This is a genomic window from Streptomyces sp. Y1, from assembly GCF_041053115.1.
Taxonomy (GTDB): Bacteria; Actinomycetota; Actinomycetes; order Streptomycetales; family Streptomycetaceae; genus Kitasatospora; species Kitasatospora rubellomurina.
In genome coordinates this window covers 2595717-2614039 of sequence record NZ_CP163445.1, presented here as the reverse complement: position 1 = coordinate 2614039, position 18323 = coordinate 2595717, and the positions used below count along the sequence as shown (strand labels likewise).

At 74.5% G+C, this 18323-nt stretch carries 10 protein-coding genes; 9 read left to right on the top strand and 1 reads right to left on the bottom strand.

Annotated elements, in window-relative coordinates; genetic code table 11:
* The first annotated feature begins 232 nt into the window (after nucleotides 1–232).
* From AB2U05_RS10905 to AB2U05_RS10875, 7 genes are all read left to right on the top strand, one after another.
* Nucleotides 233–3295 (top strand): EAL domain-containing protein, encoded by a 3063-nt coding sequence (locus AB2U05_RS10905; RefSeq protein ID WP_369183109.1) that lies wholly within the window; start codon nucleotides 233–235, stop codon nucleotides 3293–3295.
* Nucleotides 3296–3635: 340 nt separating this feature from the next.
* Nucleotides 3636–5489: an acetolactate synthase large subunit gene (locus tag AB2U05_RS10900; RefSeq protein ID WP_369183108.1), complete on the top strand. Its 1854-nt coding sequence runs from the start codon at nucleotides 3636–3638 to the stop codon at nucleotides 5487–5489.
* A gap of 37 nt (nucleotides 5490–5526) precedes the next feature.
* The gene (gene ilvN / locus AB2U05_RS10895) at nucleotides 5527–6051 is read left to right on the top strand and encodes an acetolactate synthase small subunit (RefSeq protein ID WP_030302941.1); all 525 of its coding nucleotides are present in this window, start codon (nucleotides 5527–5529) and stop codon (nucleotides 6049–6051) included.
* A 101-nt stretch (nucleotides 6052–6152) separates the two neighbouring features.
* A complete protein-coding gene (ilvC, locus tag AB2U05_RS10890; RefSeq protein ID WP_045704818.1) occupies nucleotides 6153–7151 on the top strand; it encodes a ketol-acid reductoisomerase in 999 nt (332 codons plus the stop codon).
* 242 nt (nucleotides 7152–7393) lie between these two features.
* Nucleotides 7394–8974: a phosphoglycerate dehydrogenase gene (gene serA, locus AB2U05_RS10885; protein WP_045704816.1), complete on the top strand. Its 1581-nt coding sequence runs from the start codon at nucleotides 7394–7396 to the stop codon at nucleotides 8972–8974.
* 284 nt (nucleotides 8975–9258) lie between these two features.
* On the top strand, nucleotides 9259–9417 hold the full coding sequence (locus AB2U05_RS10880) for a hypothetical protein (RefSeq protein WP_167352989.1): 159 nt from the start codon (nucleotides 9259–9261) through the stop codon (nucleotides 9415–9417).
* Between the two features lie 234 nt (nucleotides 9418–9651).
* Entirely contained in the window at nucleotides 9652–12990 is a 3339-nt protein-coding gene (locus tag AB2U05_RS10875; RefSeq protein ID WP_369183107.1) for a S8 family serine peptidase, read from the top strand.
* A 64-nt stretch (nucleotides 12991–13054) separates the two neighbouring features.
* Here AB2U05_RS10875 and AB2U05_RS10870 read toward each other — a convergent pair whose 3' ends face one another.
* Nucleotides 13055–15544: a YfhO family protein gene (locus AB2U05_RS10870; RefSeq protein ID WP_369183106.1), complete on the bottom strand. Its 2490-nt coding sequence runs from the start codon at nucleotides 15542–15544 to the stop codon at nucleotides 13055–13057.
* 183 nt (nucleotides 15545–15727) lie between these two features.
* Between AB2U05_RS10870 and AB2U05_RS10865 the strand changes: the two genes are divergently transcribed.
* Together AB2U05_RS10865 and AB2U05_RS10860 are read left to right on the top strand one after the other, a co-directional pair.
* A complete protein-coding gene (locus AB2U05_RS10865; protein ID WP_369183105.1) occupies nucleotides 15728–16765 on the top strand; it encodes a 3-isopropylmalate dehydrogenase in 1038 nt (345 codons plus the stop codon).
* 212 nt (nucleotides 16766–16977) lie between these two features.
* Nucleotides 16978–18090 (top strand): branched-chain amino acid aminotransferase, encoded by a 1113-nt coding sequence (locus AB2U05_RS10860; RefSeq protein WP_045704808.1) that lies wholly within the window; start codon nucleotides 16978–16980, stop codon nucleotides 18088–18090.
* Nucleotides 18091–18323: the final 233 nt, after the last annotated feature.

Here is an 18323-nt window from a genome sequence, read left to right as displayed (position 1 = left end):
CATCACCCCACCCACTCGCCATTACTCTAAGTTGAGTGTGCGTGTCATTGAGTGACGGAATTGGTGTAGGGTCCCGTCCGGGAGCATCGGTGCGGTGCGGTGGCCGACCGGCCGCCCGCCCCCTGGGCCGCCGTCCTGACGGGGCGCCGGGTCGCCGCGTACGGCCGAGAGGTGCGCGGCCGGTGGTCCGCGACCGGGGCGCCGGGCCCCGGGTCGGAGGGGGAGAGGTCCAGTGAGCTCCACCGATACGGTGCTGCCCGGAGCCGGACGCCCGGGCCCGCCGACCATCGAGGGGTCCGCGCCCGTCGACGCGTCCGCGCCCGGCCCGGCCGCCGCCCCGCCGCCCGTCCGCCCGGGGGTGCTGCGCCGGTTCCGGCACAGCCGCGCGCTGCCCGGCCTCGTCCTCGGCGGCCTCTGCGGAGCCTACGCGCTGGGCGCCGCCGCCGACTGGGGCTCGCCCCAACTCTCCATCTTCATGGGCGACTTCGGGCTGGCCGCGGCGGCCCTCGCGGCCGCGCTGTCCTGCCTGGTGTACGGCTGCACGGTCGGCGGGCACGCCCGCCCGGCCTGGCTGCTGTTCGGCCTCTCCTCGCTCATGGTCGCCTTCGGCAACGGCACCTGGGGCTGGTACGAGCTGGTCGTGCGCAGACCGCTGCCGCAGGACTCGCTCGCCGAGTACGCCTTCCTGCTGTTCGCCCCGCTCGCGATCACCGGCGTCCTGGTGCTCGCCCAGCACCCCCGCTCGGCCGCCGGCTGGCTCTGCCTGCTGCTCGACGGCTGGCTGATCGCCGGCTCGCTGTTCACCCTCAGCTGGAGCCTGGCCCTCGGCCGGATCGCGGCCGGCGAGAACGGCTCCCCGCTGCACATCGCGCTCAACCTGGCCTACCCGGTGCTGGACATCCTGCTGGTCAGCCTGGTGGTCGGCCTGCGCTTCGGCGGCCGCGACGGCAACCGGGCGGCCGTGCACACCGCGATGGTCGCGCTCGCCGTCACCGTCCTGTGCGACGCGCTGTGGACCTCCCCGACGCTGCACAACAGCTACCACTCCGGCGAACTGCTGGACGCCGGCTGGTTCTCCGGCAGCCTGCTGCTCGCCTGGGCGCCGTGGTCCCCGCGCTGGCGCCGCCCGCTGCGCGAGCACCCCTCGGCCGGCGGCCTCCCGCGCCGCCGGGTCGCCACCACCTTCAGCGCGCTCACGCCGTACGCGGCGGCCGCGGTGTGCACCGCCGGGATCCTCTACAACGCCCTCGGCGGGCGGGAGTTGGACCGCGTGGTGGCCGCCGCCGCGTGCACCGTCGGCCTGGCGCTGATCCTGCGGCAGGGGGTGATGCTGCTCGACAACCTGTCGCTCGCGCAGGAACTCGCCCACAAGGAGGCGCACTTCCGCTCCCTGGTGCAGGGCTCCAGCGACGTCATCATGATCGCCGGCGCGAACGGCGTGCTCTCGTACGTGTCCCCGGCCGCGCTCGGCGTCTACGGGCGGGACCCGGAGGAGCTGGTCGGCGGCAACCTGCTCGACCTCGTCCACCCCGAGGACCTGGACCGGGTGCTCTCCGAGGTCCGCCGCTACCTCGCCCGGGTCCGGCTCACCGCGCACCGCAGCCCCGGCACCGCGGAGTCCTCGGCCCGGGTGGAGTGCCGGATCGGCTCCGGCGGCGGCGAGTGGCTGCACGTCGAGTCCACCGTCAGCCGGCACCGCGACGGCCTGCTGCTCAACAGCCGGGACGTCACCGAACGCGTCATGCTGCAGGCCCAGTTGCAGCACAACGCCTTCCACGACCCGCTCACCGACCTGCCCAACCGGGCGCTGTTCACCCAGCGGCTGCGCGGCGCCCTCGGCGCACGCGGACAGCAGAACGAGGCGGGGGCCGGCGTCGCGGTGCTCTTCCTCGACCTGGACGGCTTCAAGGCCGTCAACGACAGCGCCGGCCACCAGGTCGGCGACGAACTGCTCGTCCGGGCCGCCCGCCGGCTGCAGGGCGCCGTCCGCAGCGGGGACACCGTCGCCCGGTTCGGCGGCGACGAGTTCGCCGCGCTGGTCTGCGGCCCGCTCGGCCGCCTCCAGGTCCAGGAGCTCGCCGAACGGCTGCGGGTCGCGCTCTCCGAGCCGTACTGGATCGGCGGCGCCGAACTCGGCGTCGCCGCCAGCATCGGCATCGCCTTCGGCACCCCCGAGCGCGGCCCGGCCGCCGACCCGCGGGCCGCCGCCGACGAGCTGATGCGCAACGCCGACCTCGCGATGTACCGGGCCAAGTCCGAGGGCAAGGGCCGGGTGGTGCTCTACACCCCGGCCATGCGCGCCGACCTGGAGCGCCGCAGCGAGCTGGACGAGCGGCTGCGGGTGGCCGTCCGGGAGGGCGGCTTCACGCTGCTCCACCAGCCCGTGGTGGACCTCGCCACCGGCTCGGTCGCCGGCGTCGAGGCACAGGCCCGCTGGCGCTCGGCGGGCGGCCTGCTGCTCACCCCCGCCGAGTTCCTGCGCTCGGCCGAGCACGGCGACGCCGCCACCCGCTTCGCCCGCTGGCTGATCCAGGAGGCCGTCGCCGCGGCCGCCGGCCGGCGCGGCCTGCCCGGCCGGGGCCGCGGCGCGCCCTCGGCCGTCCCGGTGGCCGTCCGGCTCTCCGCCGAGCGGCTGTGCACGCCCGGCGTGTACGAGACGGTCGCCGCCGCGCTGCGCGACACCCGGCTGCCGGCCGACGAACTGGTGATCGAGGTGGCCCGGATGGGCCCGGACGCGACCGCCGACGAGCTCGGCCGCCGGCTCGCCGCGCTGCGCCGGCTCGGCGTCTCCACCTGGCTGGCCGGCTACGGCGCCGGCGGCGGCTCGCTCGGGGCGCTCGCCCGGCTGCCCTTCGACGGGCTCAAGCTGGACCGCACCCTGGTCCAGGACCTCGGCGGGTCCGCGGTCGGCCGCACCCTGGCCGGGCACGCCCTGCGGCTCGGCCGCGACCTCGGCATGACCACCGCCGCCGAGGGCGTGGACCTGCCCCGGCAGCTCGCCGTCCTGCAGGAGCTGGGCTGCCGGCAGGCGCAGGGCTCGGTGTTCGCCCCGCCGCTGGACGAGCCCCGGCTGCGCCGCGCCCTGGCCCGCCGCGGCTACCCGGTGCCCCGGCAGCCCGGCGCGCCGCCCGCCCGCCGCGTGCCGGCCGCCCCGGACACCCGGACGAGTGGCCGTCCGGAGGCCGCGCCGGGGCGTGGCGCAGGCCGCCAGGAGCCCTCCGACCTGCCCGAACACCGGGCCGCCGGCGGTCCGGCAGCCGGTCCGAATGGCGAGACGGTCATCCCACCTGCTTGACATGCGACCCCGGACCGGAGGAAGGTCGTTGCCATGCGCACCCGAATTCTCGTACTTGGCGGGCGCGTCGGCTGAGCGGGCTTCCACGCCCCGCTCGTGACAGACCGACGCGCCACCCCTCGCATGCCCTTGGGCACGAGGGGTTTTTTGTTGCACCGACGCTGTTCGATCCCCGCAAGACCCCCGCCTCGACCGCCCGATTCGGCCCGATTCGTGAGATTCGGCCGCTTCGGGAGGAGGATCGAGGCAGAGCCGGCGATCGGCCCGGACCGGGACCCCACCCCTCGCACCACCGGGGCCCGTAGCACCGGGTCGGCAGAACCCGAGAAGAGACAGGCAGATGACTGAGCACGCCGCATCCCCCCGCCGCGGGGACGCCCCGGCCGCCCACGCTCCCGCTCCCCAGCACGTCGTCGAGACCATGACCGGCGCCCAGTCGCTCATCCGCTCGCTGGAGGCCGTGGGCGCGGACACCGTCTTCGGCATCCCGGGCGGGGCCATCCTTCCCGCGTACGACCCGCTGATGGACTCCGCCAAGGTCCGCCACATCCTGGTCCGGCACGAGCAGGGCGCCGGCCACGCCGCCACCGGCTACGCCCAGGCCACCGGCCGGGTCGGGGTCTGCATGGCCACGTCCGGCCCCGGCGCGACCAACCTGGTCACCCCGATCGCCGACGCGTACATGGACTCCGTGCCGATCGTGGCCATCACCGGCCAGGTCTCCTCCAAGGCGATCGGCACCGACGCCTTCCAGGAGGCGGACATCTGCGGCATCACGATGCCGATCACCAAGCACAACTACCTGGTCACCGACCCGGCCGAGATCCCCCGGGTGATCGCCGAGGCCTTCCACATCGCCGCCACCGGCCGCCCCGGGCCCGTCCTGGTCGACATCGCCAAGGACGCCCTGCAGGCCACCACCACCTTCCGCTGGCCGGTCGAGCCGCAGCTGCCCGGCTACCGTCCGGTGACCAAGCCGCACGCCAAGCAGATCCGCGAGGCCGCGAAGATGCTGGTCTCCGCCAAGCGCCCGGTGCTCTACGTCGGCGGCGGCGTGATCAAGGCGCGGGCCACCGCCGAGCTGCGGATCCTGGCCGAGCTGACCGGCGCGCCGGTGGTCACCACGCTGATGGCGCTGGGCGCCTTCCCGGACAGTCACCCGCAGCACCTGGGCATGCCCGGCATGCACGGCTCGGTCCCGGCCGTCACCGCGCTGCAGAAGTCGGACCTGCTGTTCACCCTCGGCGCCCGCTTCGACGACCGCGTCACCGGCCGGCTCGACAGCTTCGCCCCGCACGCCAAGGTCGTCCACGCCGACATCGACCCCGCCGAGATCGGCAAGAACCGCCCCGCCGACGTCCCGATCGTCGGCGACGCCCGCGAGGTCCTCGCCGACCTGATCGTCGCCGTCCAGGCCGAGTTCGACGCCGGCCACAAGGGCGACTACGCCGACTGGTGGGACAAGCTCGACCAGTGGAAGCGGACCTACCCGCTGGGCCACGAACCCGCCCCCGCCGGCCGGCTCTCCCCCCAGCAGGTCATCGAGCGCATCGGCCAGAAGGTCGGCCCCGACGCCATCTACGCCGCCGGCGTCGGCCAGCACCAGATGTGGAGCTCGCAGTTCATCCGCTTCGAGAAGCCCGGCACCTGGCTCAACTCCGGCGGCGCCGGCACCATGGGCTACGCCGTCCCCGCCGCCATGGGCGCCAAGGCCGGCCGCCCGGAGACCCCGGTGTGGGCCATCGACGGCGACGGCTGCTTCCAGATGACCAACCAGGAACTCGTCACCTGCGCCCTCAACGGCATTCCGATCAAGGTCGCCGTCATCAACAACGGCTCCCTCGGCATGGTCCGCCAGTGGCAGACGCTGTTCTACAACCAGCGCTACTCCAACACCGTGCTGCACTCCGGCCCCGACCACGACGGCATCGAGCCGCCGGCCCAGGGCACCCGCATCCCGGACTTCGTCAAGCTGTCCGAGGCGATGGGCTGCGTCGGCCTGCGCTGCGAGCGCCCCGAGGACCTGGACGCCGTCATCGAGCAGGCGATGGCGATCGACGACCGCCCGGTCGTCATCGACTTCATCGTCCACCAGGACGCCATGGTCTGGCCGATGGTCGCGGCCGGCACCAGCAACGACGAGATCCAGTTCGCCAAGGGCGTCCGGCCCGACTTCGGCGACGACCTCGACTGACCGCCCCTCCTACTCCAGAACGACTGAGGAACGAGACATGTCCAAGCACACCCTCTCCGTCCTGGTCGAGAACAAGCCCGGCGTGCTCGCCCGCATTGCCGCGCTGTTCTCCCGTCGGGGCTTCAACATCGACTCCCTCGCCGTCGGCCCGACCGAGCATCCGGACGTGTCCCGGATGACGATCGTGGTCAACGTCGAGGACCTCCCGCTGGAACAGGTCACCAAGCAGCTCAACAAGCTCGTGAACGTGATAAAGATCGTCGAACTCGACCAGTCCGCTGCGATCCAGCGGGAACTGGTCCTGGTGAAGGTCCGCGCCGACAACGAGACGCGGTCGCAGATCGTCGAGATCGTCCAGCTGTTCCGGGCCAAGACCGTCGACGTGTCGCCCGATGCGGTGACCATCGAGGCCACAGGCAGCTCGGACAAGCTGGAGGCCATGCTCCGGATGCTGGAGCCTTACGGCATCAAGGAGTTGGTCCAGTCCGGCCTGGTCGCCATCGGCCGCGGCGCCCGTTCCATCACGGACCGGTCGCTGCGCGCCCTCGACCGCAGCGCTTAACCACCCGCGCTGTCTCACCTTCTGAAGCAACGACCCACCCCTCGCCGGGTCCCCCTACGGTAGGAACCCCCGGCAACCATCACGCAAGGAGATGTGCCCCCGTGGCCGAGCTGTTCTACGAAGACGACGCCGACCTGTCCATCATCCAGGGCCGCAAGGTCGCGGTCATCGGCTACGGCAGCCAGGGCCACGCCCACGCGCTGTCCCTGCGCGACTCCGGCGCCGACGTCCGGGTCGGCCTGAAGCCGGACTCCAAGTCCCGCGCCGCGGCCGAGGAGGCCGGCCTGCGCGTGGTCACCCCGGCCGAGGCCGCGGCCGAGGCCGACCTCATCATGATCCTGGTCCCGGACCCGATCCAGGCCGACGTCTACGAGGCGGACATCGCCCCGCACCTGAAGGCCGGCGACGCGCTGTTCTTCGGCCACGGCCTGAACATCCGCTTCGGCTTCATCAAGCCCCCGGCGGACGTCGACGTCTGCATGGTCGCCCCGAAGGGCCCGGGCCACCTGGTCCGCCGCCAGTACACCGAGGGCCGCGGCGTCCCGGCGATCGTCGCCGTCGAGCAGGACGCCACCGGCAACGCCTTCGCGCTGGCGCTGTCCTACGCCAAGGGCCTGGGCGCCACCAAGGCCGGCGTCATCAAGACCACCTTCACCGAGGAGACCGAGACCGACCTGTTCGGCGAGCAGGCCGTCCTCTGCGGCGGCACCGCCGCCCTGGTGAAGGCCGGGTTCGAGACCCTGGTCGAGGCCGGCTACCAGCCGGAGATCGCCTACTTCGAGTGCCTGCACGAGCTGAAGCTCATCGTCGACCTGATGTACGAGGGCGGCCTGGAGAAGATGCGCTGGTCGGTCTCCGAGACCGCCGAGTGGGGCGACTACGTCACCGGCCCGCGGATCATCACCGACGCCACCAAGGCGGAGATGAAGAAGGTCCTCGCCGAGATCCAGGACGGCACCTTCGCCAAGACCTGGATCGCCGAGTACAAGGCGGGTCTGCCCAAGTACAACGAGTACAAGAAGGCCGACGAGGACCACCTGCTGGAGACCACCGGCAAGAAGCTGCGCGCGCTGATGAGCTGGGTCGACGAGAAGGCCTGAGCCCTCCCGGGCCCCGATTATGTAACTGCGTTGTACAAGTAGGCTGCTCTCGTCCGGGTGATTTCGCCGGACGGGAGCAGCCTGCTACCCAGCCCGTCGATACACTCCGAGTGCGCGTCAGGCCCACAGCGTCGTGCGTCTACCTACGCGGCATGCCACCTTCCCCGCCCTATCCACGCCACCTACGTGCGCCGGGGAACCGGACAGTTAAGGACAACACTGTCGTGAGCACTGCTAACACTGTGAAATCTGGCGTAGTTCTGATCGCCGAAGAGCTGTCGCCCGCCACCGTCGACGCCCTCGGCCCCGACTTCGAGATCCGGCACTGCAACGGCGCCGACCGCACCGAGCTGCTGACCGCGATCGCCGACGTCGACGCGATCCTGATCCGCTCCGCCACCAAGGTCGACGCGGAGGCGCTGGCCGCCGCCCGCAAGCTCAAGGTGGTCGCCCGCGCGGGCGTCGGCCTGGACAACGTGGACGTGGCCGCCGCCACCAAGGCCGGCGTGATGGTCGTCAACGCGCCGACCTCCAACATCGTCACCGCCGCCGAACTCGCCTGCGGCCTGCTGATCTCCGTCGCCCGCAACATCGCGCCGGCCAACGCCGCGCTCAAGCAGGGCGAGTGGAAGCGCAACAAGTACACCGGCGTCGAGCTGAGCGAGAAGGTCCTCGGCGTCGTCGGCCTCGGCCGGATCGGTGTCCTGGTCGCCCAGCGGATGTCCGCGTTCGGCATGAAGATCGTCGCGTACGACCCCTACATCCAGGCCGCCCGGGCCGCGCAGATGGGCGTCAAGCTGGTCTCGCTGGAGGAGCTGCTGGAGGTCTCGGACTTCATCACCGTCCACCTCCCCAAGACCCCCGAGACGATCGGCCTGATCGGCGACGAGGCGCTGCACAAGGTCAAGCCGAGCGTGCGGATCGTCAACGCCGCGCGCGGCGGCATCGTGGACGAGGAGGCGCTCGCCGCCGCCCTGCGCGACGGCCGGGTGGCCGGCGCCGGCCTGGACGTGTACGCCAAGGAGCCGTGCACCGACTCCCCGCTGTTCGCCTTCGACAACGTGGTCGCCACCCCGCACCTGGGCGCCTCCACCGACGAGGCGCAGGAGAAGGCCGGCATCGCCGTCGCCAGGTCGGTGCGCCTCGCGCTGGCCGGCGAGCTGGTGCCGGACGCCGTCAACGTCCAGGGCGGCGTGATCGCCGAGGACGTGCGCCCCGGCCTGCCGCTGGCCGAGAAGCTCGGCCGGATCTTCACCGCGCTGGCCGGCGAGGTGGCCGTCCGCCTCGACGTCGAGGTGCGCGGCGAGATCACCCAGCACGACGTGAAGGTGCTCGAACTGTCCGCGCTGAAGGGCGTGTTCGAGGACGTGGTGGCGGAGACGGTGTCCTACGTCAACGCCCCGCTGTTCGCGCAGGAGCGCGGCGTCGAGGTCCGCCTCACCACCTCCAGCGAGAGCCCCGAGCACCGCAACGTGATCACCGTGCGCGGCACCCTGGCGAACGGCGAGGAGATCGCCATCTCCGGCACGCTGGCCGGCCCGAAGCAGACCCAGAAGATCGTCGGCGTGGACGCCTTCGACGTGGACGTCGCGCTCACCGACCACATGGCCTTCTTCAAGTACGAGGACCGCCCCGGCGTGGTCGGCGTGCTCGGCAAGCACCTCGGCGACGCGGGCATCAACATCGCCGGCATGCAGGTCGCCCGTGACGGCGGCAGCGCGCTCGCCTCCATCACGGTGGACAGCGAGATCCCGCAGGAGGTGCTGTCGGTGATCGCCGCCGAGATCGGCGCCCACTTCGCGCGCTCGGTCGACCTGGGCTGAGGTTCTTCCCCCAGCAGGGCCCGTACCGCCGTTCGACCGGCGGTACGGGCCCTGCTGCGTTCTCCCGGGTGACCCCCGTCTCAGATACTAGGAAATCCAAGTATTCGTGCAGACACGGCCGGGGCGGGGTCGTACCGTGGAAGGGCCATACGGTGTGCCGCCCCTGTAGCCAGGGCGCGCGGCCCGTGTGCGCGTGCGCCCCCACGGGCAGGCGATCCCTGCTCCGCGCGTACCCACCTCCCCTCATCGCGCTGTTGCCCAGCGCCGCTTCCAAGGAGCCCGGTATGCCCACCACCGCCGACCGCCACGTCACCTCCGCCCCCGCCGCCGCCGTCCGCGCCCCGCGCCGCCGCCGGGCCGCCGAGCGCAACCCCTTCGCCGCCGCCGCGCTGCAGCGCTCGCTCGACCGCCGGGACAACGGAGGGGCGACCGGCCACCGCTGAGCGCCGGTCAGGGCCGGTCGTTCACTGCTGGCGTTCATCGGACGACTGGGCCGACCGGGCGGCCGGAGGATCACTCCGTAGAGTGCAACTCCGCGCCGTCCGAGGGAAGTTGCTCGCCCCGCCCGGCGCGATCATCCTAATTTGGGGCCCCCGGAAGGGTGATCGGCGTCCGCGCGGGCGGGCGTCAGCGACCACGGTGTGCGGATCAGTCCCCCTGCCGGGGGAGAGGGCCCAGTGCTCCTGCCACCCGTCCGCCGTCCGCTCGTCCGGATCGGACTCACCCTGGCCCTGCTGGCCGGGGCCACCGTACTCACCGCCGGCCCGGCCGCCGGTGGCCCGCCGAGCGCGGGCCCACCGGGGGTCGGCTCCGGCCGCACCGCGTCCGTCCTGCTCGAACTCGGCACCGAGGCCGCCGGCCCCGCCTGGCGGCGCGCCGCGGACGGCGCCCAGCGGGCCCGGCGCTCCCCGGACGCCGTCCGCCGGGAGGCCGCCGAGGCCGGCGCCGCCCAGCGGGCCCGGGCCGGGGACGCGCTGGAGCGGCTCGCCGCCGCCGTCCACCGCGCCGCGCCCGCCGCCCGGGAGCTCTACCGCACCCGCACCCTGCTCACCGGCCTCGCCGTCGACGCCCCCGCCGACCGGCTGGCCGCGCTGCGGGCGCTGCCCGGCGTCCGGGCCGTCCACCCGATCGTGAACAAGCGGCGGGACAACGCCTACTCCGTGCCGCTCACCGGCGCCCCCCGGGTCTGGGAGGGAGCCGAGGGCAACACCGGCCAGGGCGTGCGGATCGGCATCATCGACAGCGGCATCGACTACACCCACGCCGACTTCGGCGGCCCCGGCACCGAGGAGGCCTTCCGCTCCGTCGAGCGCGGCAAGCCCGCGCCCGCCGCCCTGTTCCCCACCGCCAAGGTGATCGGCGGCAAGGACCTGGTCGGCGACGACTACGACCCCGACCCGTCCTCCCCGCACCACCAGCCCGTCCCGCACCCCAGCGACAACCCGATCGACTGCGCCCGCAACGGGCACGGCACCCACGTCGCCGGGACGGCCGCCGGCCTCGGCGTCACCGCGGACGGCCACCCGTACGGCGGCCCCTACCGGCCCGGGCTCGATCCGGCCGCGTTCCGGGTCGGCCCCGGCGCCGCCCCCGGCGCCCGGCTGTACGCGATCCGGGTGTTCGGCTGCGACGGCTCCACCGACCGGCTCGCCCAGGCCCTCGACCTGGCCGCCGACCCCAACGGCGACGGCGACCTCGGCGACCGCCTCGACGTCGTGAACCTCTCGCTCGGCAGCCGCTTCGGCAGCCCCGACGACGCCGACGCCCTGGCCGTCGACCGGCTCGCCGCGCTCGGCACCGTGGTCGTCGCGGCCGCCGGGAACGAGGGCGACGTGTACGGCATCGGCGGCAGTCCCGGCACCGCCGCCCGGGCCGTCGCCGTCGCCGCCTCCGTGCACGGGCACGCCGACGTCGACGGCATCACCGTGCTCGCCCCCGACTCGCTCGCCGGCGTCGTCCCCGGCCACTGGAGCGAGCGCTACCAGGGCTGGTCCACCGCCGAGGTGAGCGGCGAACTCGCCCTGCCCGCCGACCAGTCGGACGGCTGCGCGCCCTTCAGCGACGCCGACCGGCAGCGGCTCGCCGGGAGGATCGCGGTCCTCGCCTGGAACACCCGCGACCCCGACCGGGCCTGCAACTCCGGCCCGCGCGCCGACCACGCCGCCGACGCCGGGGCGATCGGCGCCCTCTACGCCGCCGACTCCGACCACCTCGCCGAGATCGCCGGCGACGACCGCGTCCCGGCCGTCCTGCTCGCCCGCGCGGACGGCGAACGGCTCCGGCAGGCCGCGGCCGCCGGGCCCGTGCGGGTCCGGCTCGCCACCCCCGGCAACCCCCTGCACGGCTCGGTCTCCCAGCTCCAGCCCGGCCGGGCCGACACCCTCACCGACTTCACCTCGCGCGGCATCGGGGTGCCCGGCGTGGTCAAGCCCGACCTCGCCGCGCCCGGCGAGACCATCTGGTCCGCCCTGGTCGGCAGCGGCACCGGCGGCCAGCGCGAGAACGGCACCTCGATGGCCACCCCGCACGTCACCGGCCTCGCCGCGCTGGTCCGGGCCGCCCACCCGGACTGGCCGGTCGAACAGGTCAAGGCCGCGCTGATGAACACCGCCGCCGACACCCACCTCGGCGACGACCACGGCGGGCCGGTCTACGGGCCGGAGCGCGCCGGGGCCGGGCGGGCCCAGGTCGACCGGGCCGTCCGCACGCCCGCCGTCGCCTACGCGGCGGGGGAGGGGGCCGTCGAGGGCGCGGTCGGCGTCTCCTTCGGGCCGGTCGAGGTCGGCGGGCCGGTCGAGCTCGGCCGCGAGATCGAGCTGTGCAACCACGCCGCCGTGCCGCTGACGTACCGCACCGGGTACGCGGCCGCCACCGAACTCCCCGGCGCCGCCTACCGGGTGAGCCCCGAGCAGGTCGAGGTACCGGCCGGCGGATCGGCCCGGGTGCGGGTCACGCTGTCCGTCCCCGGCGAGCTGGGCCGCGCCCCCGACCCGACCATCGACCCCGTGCAGGGCGGCAGGGCCCGCAGCTACCGGGCCGAACTGTCCGGGCAGGTCCTGCTGAGCCCAGTCACCGACACCACGCTGCCGCAACTGCGCGTCCCGGTGTTCGCCGCGCCCCGCCCGGCCACCGACCTCGGCGTCGCCGCCACCACCCGCACCCCCCGGGACGGCACGCTCGTCGCGCTCGCCGGCAGTTCCGAGCCCGGCGACAAGCCCGGCCTGGTCAGCGCGTTCGCCCTCGGCGGCGAAGGCGCCCGCTGGCCCGACTGCCCGCCGAACGGCGGCGCCGCGGTCGGCCCCGGCGCCGGCATCCGGCCCGAGAACGCGGCCGAAGGCCCCGACCAGCCGCAGGACGTCTGCGTCGAGCACGCCGCCGACCGCGCCGCCGACCTGCGGGCGGTGGGCGCCGCCGCCTCCGCCGACCAGCTGTACGTGGGCGTCCGGCTGTGGGCCCCCGCCGCCACCCCGGTCGGGCTCTACGCCGTGCGGGTCTCGCTGGACACCGACGGCGACGGCGTCACCGACGTCGTCCTCAAGGCCGACCGGCTGCGCGGCAGCGACGTCCTGGTCTCCCGCGCCCTCGACGCCCGCACCGGCGAGGAACTCGACGTCCAGCCGCTCAACGCCCGCTGGGGCGACGTCGACACCGGGCTGCTGGACAGCGACGTCCTCGTGCTGCCCGTCCGGCTGAGCGCCCTGCCCGGCGTCCGGCCCGACCACGGCACCGTCCGCTACGGCGTGTGGACCGGGGTGGCCGCCCCCGGCACGCCCGACCCGGCCGAGGCCTACTCCTCGATCGGGCTGCGCGGCACCCGGCCGGACGTGCCGGTGGACGTCCTGCACCCGGCCCTCACCGTCCGGGCCGGCCTCGGCGGCCCCACCGCCGTCGCCGAGCCCGCCCAGGCCGGCACCGTCCTGGACGTCCACCGGGCGCCCGGCGACCGCTCCCGGCTGCTGCTGCTCCACCACTTCAACCCGGCCGAGCGGCGGGCGGAGGTGGTCGCGCTGCCCTGACGGCCGCGAAAGGCCCCCGTGGGAACGGGCGGCCCGCCGGTGCGACCGGCGGGCCGCCCGCGGGTCAGGTGCCTTCGGGGGCCGCGGCCGCGCGGCGGCGTTCGCGGCGGGGCACGTGGGCCGGGCGGCGGCGGGAGAGGCGGTCGAAGACCGCGACCAGGGCCAGCGCCGCCGCCGTGCCGGAGGCGACGGTCAGGCCCTCGGTGAGGCCGGGCGGGCGGAAGACGCAGGAGACGCGGGAGGCGCCGGCGCCCAGCGGGACGCCGATCATGCCGAGCACCCGGCCGGGCACCGCGGGCGCGCCGCCGTCCACCGCGCAGGTCCAGCCCTCCGTCGCCGGGACGGACAGCAGCGCGGTGCCGGTGGAGCCCGTCGGCAGCGTCGCGGCCAGGGTGTGCCCGCCGGCCTCGACCCGGGTCGCGCCGGCGGCCGACAGCCGGGCCACGGCGGCCTCCAGCGCGCCCGCCCGCAGGCAGCCGATCGGGCGGGCGGGCACCTGGCTCACCACGTCCGAGCGGAGCGCCACCCGGACCACCCCGTCCGCCGGGACCGGCCCCAGCCGGTGGATCGCCACGGCCGTGGTGGGCTGCTCGCCCGCGCTGCGGAAGACGGTGCCCAGCCCGCTCACCTCGCCCCGGTACCAGACCCCGTGGAAGTACGCCGTCCCACCCGGCGTGCAGGTCGCGGTGAACACCGTCGCCTCGCCGCCGCCCGGCACCGACCAGCCGCTGGTGCCGTGCAGGGTCGGGGCCGGCCCGCCGGCCGGGACGGGCAGCGGCGCGTCGTACACCTGGCTGCCGAGCAGCGACTCCTGCCGCGACCACACCGAGGAGGTGTCCGGCCGCGCCCCCGGCGCCAGCACGGTCACCAGCGGCGGCGCGGCGGCCCGGCCCGGGGCGAAGCCCGGCGGGGTCGGGCCGTCGTCCAGGTGCGCGCGGACGGCGAACAGCGCCTGCCCCACCGGGTCGGTGACACTGGCGGTCTGCCGCCCGCCGGCCGTCCAGCCCGCGCCCAGGTCGTGCAGCAGCTGGGCGGCGACGGTCGGCAGGTAGCCGCTGAAGTAGCCGCCGCCCTGGCCGTCCAGCAGCAGCGGGTCGTTGGTGGTGAAGGCGTGCGGGCCCGGGTCGCTGCGCCCGTTCGGCCAGTCGTCGGCGCCCCGCACCGCCGCGGACCCGGCCCGGACGGCCGCCGGGGAGGCGCCGCCCGCCGGGGCCGCGCCGATCGCCGCGTACCCCGACCAGACGGCGTTGCCGAGCACCGCGCCGCCCACCACCCAGGTGGCGACCGCGGTCACCCGGCGGTCCGCGTGCCGGAGGTCCAGCGCGAGGAGCGCGGCCAGCAGCACCGCGCCGCCGGCGCCGAGCAGCGCCCAGGTGGAGGCGGGCACCGAGTGCCGGGTCGCCGCCAGCGCGGCGATCACCGCGACCAGCCCCGCGCCGCCCAGCAGGGTCGGCCGGTCCGGCCGGTGCGCCAGCGACACCCAGCCGGCCAGCACCAGCAGCCCGCTCAGCACGAACGCCACCCGGTACGGGCCGCCGGCCGGGATCGCCAGGCCGTGCCAGACCAGCACGGTCGGCGTCCAGACGAAGGTCAGCACCACCAGCACCAGCGCCGCGCACCACACCGCCCGCTCCGGGACCCGCACCCGGCGGTTGAACGGCAGCCCGCACACCAGCAGCAGGCCCAGCACCCCGATCGCCACGTCCGGCAGCGGCCGGCCGCCGTGCGTCGGCGGCAGCAGCTGGGCCAGGTGCGCGCTCACCCCGGACGGGCCGAGCGGCTGCACCGGGGACTCCGGCTGGGCGCCGCGCGCGGCCCGAACCGCGACGAACAGCACCGGGGCGGCGAGCAGCACCCCGGTGGTCACCATGGTCACCGCCCGCCCGGTCGCCCGGACCCGGTGCCGGAACGGCCGCGGGGTCGCGAACAGCCGGACGGCGAACAGCAGTCCGGCCACCAGAGTGGCCAGCGCGGCGGTGTACAGGTTGCCCGCCCAGGCGAGCGTCACGCACAGCGAGCCGGCCACCCAGCGGCGTTCGCGCAGGCACCAGTCACCGGCCAGGCCGAGCAGCGGCAGCGACACCAGGCCCCACAGCCACATCGGCGCCGCCCCGCCGACGTCCAGCACCCAGGCGCACAGCCCGTACCCGACCGCGGCGAGCGCCCGCAGCCACCGCGGACCGGGGTGCACGCGGCCCAGCAGGTGGGCCATCAGGGCGGTGGCCAGGCCGATGGTGGCCAGCACGACCAGGAAGACGGCGAGTTGCCCCTGGTCGCGGGGGAGCAGCGCGGTGAGCCAGGAGAACGGGTTCATCAGGTAGGCGAAGAAGTCCGCCAGGAACGGGACGCCGTAGCCGCTGTTCCAGTTGAACAGCACGTCCCCGGCGGCCCGCCCGTGCACCAGGTCCCACAGGTGCGCGTGGAACGGCACCGCGACCTCCCCCGCCCCGGCCGGCCACCGCCCGGTCAGCCCCGCCGCGAGCGCGTACCCGCCTACCGCCAGCCCGGCCGCACCCCCGCAGACCAGCACCTCCCGCCGCCGCTCGGACCTCACGCACGCGCCCCGTTCTGCCAGGAACCCCAGTTCACGCCACCCTAAGCGCGCCCCCGGCGCCCCCCTGGTCACCCGCGCCCCCCGAAGGGGTGACATGCCGTCCGGTGCTGGGGTGCCGTCCGGACGTGTCCGAATGGCGGACGGCAGGTGTCAGCACCTGGGACGGCGGAGTAGGGTCCGAGCATGTCTCGCACCATTCGTCTCGCAGTAGTCCCGGGTGACGGCATCGGCCAGGAAGTGGTGGCCGAGGGGCTGAAGGTCCTGGGCGCCGTGCTTCCCGCCGATGTGAAGCTGGAGACCACCGAGTACGACCTCGGGGCCCGGCGCTACCACCGGACCGGGGAGACGCTGCCGGACGACGTGCTGGCGGAGCTGAAGTCCCACGACGCGATCCTGCTGGGTGCCATCGGGGACCCGAGCGTGCCGTCCGGGGTGCTGGAGCGGGGGCTGCTGCTCAAGCTGCGGTTCGCCTTCGACCACCACATCAACCTGCGGCCGGGCCGGCTGTTCCCCGGGGTGGCGTCGCCGCTGGCCGGGCAGCCGGAGATCGACTTCGTGGTCGTCCGCGAGGGCACCGAGGGCCCGTACGTCGGCAACGGCGGCACGCTGCGCACCGGGACGCCGCAGGAGGTGGCCACCGAGGTCAGCCTGAACACGGCCTTCGGCATCGAGCGCGTGATCCGGGACGCGTACCGGCGGGCCCAGGCGCGGCCGCGCAAGAAGCTGACCCTGGTGCACAAGAACAACGTGCTGGTGCACGCCGGGCACCTGTGGACCCGGATCTTCGCCGAGGTCGGCCGGGAGTTCCCCGAGGTCACCACCGACTACCTGCACGTCGACGCGGCGACGATCTTCTTCGTCACCCAGCCGGAGCGCTTCGACGTCATCGTCACCGACAACCTGTTCGGCGACATCCTGACCGACCTGGCCGCCGCCGTCACCGGCGGGATCGGCCTGGCCGCGAGCGGCAACATCAACCCGAGCGGCGAGTTCCCGTCCATGTTCGAGCCGGTGCACGGTTCGGCGCCGGACATCGCCGGCCAGGGCAAGGCGGACCCGACGGCCACCGTGCTGTCGGTCGCCATGCTGCTGGACCACCTCGGCTTCGCCGCCGAGGCCGCGAAGGTGGAGGCCGCCGTCGCGGCGGACCTCGCCGAGCGTTCGGGCACCCGCAGCACCTCCCAGGTCGGCGACGCGCTCGCCGTCCGAGTAGCCGGCTGAGGGGGCCGGACCCGACAAGGTTCCGGCCCCCCGGGCCGGACCGTATAACGGCAGCTTGCAGCGCTCCAAGGAGCGGGCAACTGTTCGGCACGGCCCTCTGGATGCGAGTATCGACAGTGGGCCGTGTCGTCGTGCCTCCGTTCCGGGTTCCCCGCCGGGGCGAGGTGGTGGCGGTGGCGGCCCGAACCAACCCCACGGTGAAGGAAGCAGTCATGAGCACGCCCACCCAGGCGCCCATCACGTTCGACCTCAAGCCCTCCGCGCACCCGCTGTCCGCCGCGGAGCGCGAGGCCCGGCTGGTCAACCCCGGCTTCGGCCGCGTCTTCACCGACCACATGGTCACCATCCGCTGGACCGAGGGCCGCGGCTGGCACGACGCCCAGCTCGTCCCGTACGCGCCGGTGGAGATGGACCCGGCGAACATGACCCTGCACTACGGCCAGGCGATCTTCGAGGGCCTCAAGGCCTACCGCCAGCAGGACGGCTCGATCGCCACCTTCCGCCCGGAGGCCAACGCCCTGCGCTTCCAGGCCTCGGCCCGCCGCCTGGCGATGCCGGAGCTGCCGGTGGAGGCCTTCGTCGAGGCCGTGGAGTTGCTGGTCACCCAGGAGCAGGACTGGGTGCCGAACGAGCCGGAGCAGAGCCTGTACCTGCGGCCGTTCATGTTCGCGACCGAGGTCGGCCTGGGCGTGCGCCCGTCGAACTCGTACCTCTTCATGATCATCGCCTCGCCGGCCGGCGCCTACTTCCCGGGCGGCGTCAAGCCCGTCTCGGTGTGGCTGTCCAAGGAGTACGTCCGCGCCGCCCCCGGCGGCACCGGCGCCGCCAAGTGCGCGGGTAACTACGCCGCCTCGCTGGTCGCCCAGGCCGAGGCCGCGGGCAAGGGCTGCGACCAGGTGGTCTGGCTCGACGCCGCCGAGCACCGGTGGGTCGAGGAAATGGGCGGCATGAACCTGTACTTCGTCTTCGGCGAGGGCAAGGACGCCAAGATCGTCACCCCGGAGCTGTCCGGCGCGCTGCTGCCCGGCATCACCCGTGACTCGCTGCTGCGCCTGGCCTCGGACCTCGGCTACGCCGTCGAGGAGCGCCGGATCTCCACCGAGGAGTGGCAGCAGGGCAACGCGGACGGCACCCTCACCGAGGTGTTCGCCTGCGGCACCGCCGCCGTCATCACGCCGGTCGGCTCGGTGAAGTCCGCGGCCGCCGACTGGACGGTCGGCACCGGCGAGCCCGGCCCGGTCACCATGGAGCTGCGCCGGGCCCTGCTCGCCATCCAGGGCGGCGAGCAGCCGGACACCCACGGCTGGCTGCACAAGATCGTCTGATCCGAGGAACGCCCGTACCCGCTCCGGCCTGCGTCGTTTCGCATCGCGAGACGCGCGGGCCGGATCGCGGGGGGTGTGCCAGACTGCCGACGTGTCCTCGCTTTCGCTGATGATTAGCAGCAGGCGCGCCGGTCCGCAGTGACCGCTCCCGCAGGACCCGATGCGGAGCGACCACCAGCGTCCAGACCCGCGCGCAGACCTCTCGCACCCGCGAGGGGTCTTTTTGTTTCCCG

What these genes read in the sequence shown, in the direction of transcription:
- ilvN (WP_030302941.1), top strand. Translation starts at nt 5,527, where the DNA reads ATGTCCAAGCACACCCTCTCCGTCCTGGTCGAGAACAAGCCCGGCGTG.
- AB2U05_RS10865 (WP_369183105.1), top strand. Translation starts at nt 15,728, where the DNA reads ATGTCTCGCACCATTCGTCTCGCAGTAGTCCCGGGTGACGGCATCGGC.
- AB2U05_RS10880 (WP_167352989.1), top strand. Translation starts at nt 9,259, where the DNA reads ATGCCCACCACCGCCGACCGCCACGTCACCTCCGCCCCCGCCGCCGCC.
- AB2U05_RS10860 (WP_045704808.1), top strand. Translation starts at nt 16,978, where the DNA reads ATGAGCACGCCCACCCAGGCGCCCATCACGTTCGACCTCAAGCCCTCC.
- AB2U05_RS10900 (WP_369183108.1), top strand. Translation starts at nt 3,636, where the DNA reads ATGACTGAGCACGCCGCATCCCCCCGCCGCGGGGACGCCCCGGCCGCC.